Origin of the sequence: Alcanivorax sp. (assembly GCF_051117345.1) — a bacterium.
Taxonomy (GTDB): Bacteria; Pseudomonadota; Gammaproteobacteria; order Pseudomonadales; family Alcanivoracaceae; genus Alcanivorax.
On record NZ_JBNPEC010000231.1, the window covers coordinates 1 to 3314 of the forward strand.

Annotated in this window: 4 protein-coding genes; 2 read left to right on the top strand and 2 right to left on the bottom strand. The window is 56.4% G+C overall.

Translation table 11 applies throughout. The annotated features are described in order from the left end of the window. Positions 1–156 precede the first annotated feature (156 nt). Positions 157–810, top strand: coding sequence for a ribose-5-phosphate isomerase RpiA (gene rpiA, locus ACFE0K_RS14835; protein ID WP_434536795.1), 654 nt, complete (start codon positions 157–159; stop codon positions 808–810). Positions 811–871: 61 nt separating this feature from the next. Here the strand turns inward: rpiA and ACFE0K_RS14840 are convergent, their stop codons facing one another. Together ACFE0K_RS14840 and ACFE0K_RS14845 are read right to left on the bottom strand one after the other, a co-directional pair. After that, the gene (locus ACFE0K_RS14840; RefSeq protein WP_434536796.1) at positions 872–1387 is read right to left on the bottom strand and encodes a hypothetical protein; all 516 of its coding nucleotides are present in this window, start codon (positions 1385–1387) and stop codon (positions 872–874) included. Positions 1388–1493: 106 nt separating this feature from the next. Further along, entirely contained in the window at positions 1494–2444 is a 951-nt protein-coding gene (locus ACFE0K_RS14845; protein WP_434536797.1) for an alpha/beta hydrolase, read from the bottom strand. Positions 2445–2514: 70 nt separating this feature from the next. Between ACFE0K_RS14845 and ACFE0K_RS14850 the strand changes: the two genes are divergently transcribed. Then, on the top strand, positions 2515–3174 hold the full coding sequence (locus ACFE0K_RS14850) for a flavin reductase family protein (protein WP_434536798.1): 660 nt from the start codon (positions 2515–2517) through the stop codon (positions 3172–3174). Positions 3175–3314 lie beyond the last annotated feature (140 nt).

Below are 3314 nucleotides of genomic sequence, written 5' to 3' on the forward strand. Positions count from 1 at the left end.
GGGAGTTCCGGGTTGGTGTTTGGTGCGCAGAAGGGACTAGTCTAGGGGCTGGCCGGGATAAATGCGATACGGCAGCGACGCCCCAGGGTCGAGTCATCGCCACGCCTGCCCTATAATTCCCGCACATTTCTTTTACCCGCACGACAGGACAATTTCATGGACCAGGATGCGCTGAAAAAACAGGTCGCCGAGGCGGCGCTCCGCTTTGTACCGGAAGGCGAAGTCATCGGCGTGGGGACCGGCTCCACCGCCAACTTCTTCATCGACGGCCTGGCCACCCTGAAAGACCGTATCAAGGGCGCCGTGGCCAGCTCCGACGCCACCGCAGAACGACTCAAGAGTCACGGCATCCCGGTGTTGTCACTGAACGACGTGGACAGCCTGCCGGTGTATGTGGACGGTGCTGATGAAGTAAACGGTCACAGGGAAATGATCAAGGGCGGTGGCGGTGCACTGACTCGCGAAAAAATTGTCGCCGCCGTGGCCCGACAGTTTGTTTGTATTGTTGATGGGTCCAAGCAAGTAAAGCGGCTGGGCCGTTTCCCTCTGCCTGTGGAAGTGGTTCCCATGGCACGCTCCCATGTGGCTCGCAAACTGGTCGCTCTGGGCGGTCAGCCGGAGTACCGGGAAGACTTTGTGACCGACAACGGCAACATCATTCTCGACGTGCACAATCTGGATATTCTCAACCCCATCGAGATGGAGGAGAAAATCAACAATATTGTCGGCGTGGTCACCAATGGGCTATTTGCCAAACGGCCTGCGGATGTAGTGCTGGTGGGCGAGAACGGCAGCGTCAATCAGTATTGAATATTTCAAGCAATAAAAAAGGGCCGCAAATTGCGGCCCTTTTTTTCGCAAAGCGAATGACTTAATCCCAGAAGTTGAACCAGGCTTTTTCGCTGGCGTTCTCTTTGGCATTGGCATTCACATTGGCGTCAGCCTTGGCACCATTGCCATTGACTTCGGCACTGGCATTAACGTCTGCTTCAGCATTGGCCTCGGCGGCGTCTTTCATATCTTCCGCAGCTTCACGCTCTGCTTCCATGCGATCTTCTGCAGCTTCGCGCTCTGCTTCTGCACGCTCTTTGGCCGCTTCTTTCTTCGCTTCAGCCTCTTCCTTCATGGCTTCTTTCTTGGCCTTGGCTTCTTCTTTCTTCGCTTCGGCCTGCTCTTTCATCGCTTCCTTGCGAGCCTTGGCCTCTTCCTTCATTTGTTCGGCTTTCGCTTTACCCGCATCACGCTGATCACGGACAGACTGCTCAGTGGCTTTGGCATCCGCTTCGGCGTTAACAGCCGCATTGATACCCGCGTTCAGGTCGGCTACCGCTACCTGGCTCATCATTGCAGCACCGGCGGTCATTGCCAGCATCCATTTCTTATCCATGTTTGTCTCCTTGAAACAATAATCAAAAAAGGAACATTGCCATTATGTGACGATACCTTCCGCGAACTCGTTCCGCAGCTCAAGTAACAAAGCGTAAAATCGCTGGTTAGTCGAGGTATTGATCAATAATCGAGAAGATTTTCCGACGAAACCCCTCATCCTCGTTAACCAGCTGGTGGCGTGCACCTGGCAGCATATGGATATGCGGATCCTGGAATTTTTGCTGAATCATCTTCAAGTTATAACGCCAGTCGACAGTTTCATCCATGTCCCCCTGTATCACCACCGGCGACACTTTTATTCGTGATGCTTTCTCAAAACCCGGCAGCCATTTTTTCAATGCGGAAACCCACACCGCCGACACCCGGCGCGCTTGTAGCGGATCCTGGTTTTCAAGAAAGTCGAGAAAATCCGGGTCATTGGAGTTGATGGTGAAAACCCGTTTGATACTGCGCGCAAAGGGACGGATAAAGGTATGCAGCCAGCGCGCCGACGACCACTTGAACGGTCGTACCAGTGGTGCCAACAAGATCACATGCTCAAAGGGGTTGGCATCGCCGTCACCACGACTTAACAGATAGTCCATCACGATAGCGCCGCCGGTACTCTGGGCAATCACATGCCAGGGCCCGGGAAAGTGGTTATCCGCCAGCGACAGGCATTGCTCGAGCACATCCCGGTAGGTACGAAAATCATCGATCACCGCCTGGGGCCCCGAGCTGAGACCGTGACCGGGCAGATCATAGGCCAGCACCGCATAGCCCAGTTCCAGCACATGGCCAATGATATGGCGGTACAGCCCCACATGGTCGAAGTAACCATGGCAGACCAGCACGGTGCCGCGCGGCGCCCTGGGACGCCAGGCATGCACCGACAACTGGTGTCCGGCAGCCTCGAAATAGCCGAAACCATGCTCAAGGTCCGGCAGACGCTCAGCGAAATTCAGGCCATAGTAGGCGACGTAGCGCCGGGTGGATTCACTGAGCGGATCAAAGGCTTCCCAGTTGAGGGGCTGCCACTGCTGAACAATATGCTCACGGTCGAAAGGATTTGCCATAGCCGGTAACAGGTCTCCACGGTTTACTCACGGCGGCTTCTGATAATACGGCGCCAGGAGGACGCACACCATGCACCTGACCGCCGATACTCTCAAGGACCTGCCACGCCAACAACGGGTCAACCTGATCAATAGCCTGTCCGGCTTCAAGAGCGCCAACCTGCTGGGTACTCGTGCCAGCAATGGCCAGGAGAACCTGTCCATCGTCAGCTCCTGTTTCCATATAGGCGCCGACCCGGCACTGCTCGGCATGATCATTCGCCCTCACTCCGTGGACCGGCACAGCCTGGAATACCTGATGGAAACCGGGTTCTACACACTCAACCAGGTGCATGGTGACATGGTGCCTGCCGCCCACCAGACCGCCGCTCGCTACCCGCGTCAGGTGTCAGAGTTCACGGCCACTGGCCTGACGCCGGCTTACCTGCCTGATTTCCCGGCGCCGTTTGTGGAGCAGGCTCGCATCCGCCTGGGCATGGTGCTGCTGGAAACCCACACCCTGCAGATCAACGACACCGTGATGGTGATTGGCGCCATCGAACATATCCAGTTGCCCGGCTATGCCCTGGGCAGCGACGGTTATGTGGATATCGAGAAGGCGGGAACTGTGGCCCTGTCCGGCCTGGACAGCTATCACCTGACCCACCGTCAGGCACGCTGGAGCTACCCCAAACCGGACCAACCCCTGACTCACCTGGAGCCGGTCAACCCGGTAAACGATCAGGATTAAGGAGCCTCTGAATAACTCCTTGCATGCTCAGTCTTTCAGGCTGGTTCGCAATCTAGGCGCAATGTTGAAGGTGTGTGTCCACCCATCGAGACATTGCAACAACGAGTGCGGGCCAGCCTGGAAGACCCGGAGGGCGCGGC

Coding starts and splice junctions, on each gene's coding strand:
- rpiA (WP_434536795.1), top strand. CDS start 157: ATGGACCAGGATGCGCTGAAAAAACAGGTCGCCGAGGCGGCGCTCCGC.
- ACFE0K_RS14840 (WP_434536796.1), bottom strand. CDS start 1,387: ATGGATAAGAAATGGATGCTGGCAATGACCGCCGGTGCTGCAATGATG.
- ACFE0K_RS14845 (WP_434536797.1), bottom strand. CDS start 2,444: ATGGCAAATCCTTTCGACCGTGAGCATATTGTTCAGCAGTGGCAGCCC.
- ACFE0K_RS14850 (WP_434536798.1), top strand. CDS start 2,515: ATGCACCTGACCGCCGATACTCTCAAGGACCTGCCACGCCAACAACGG.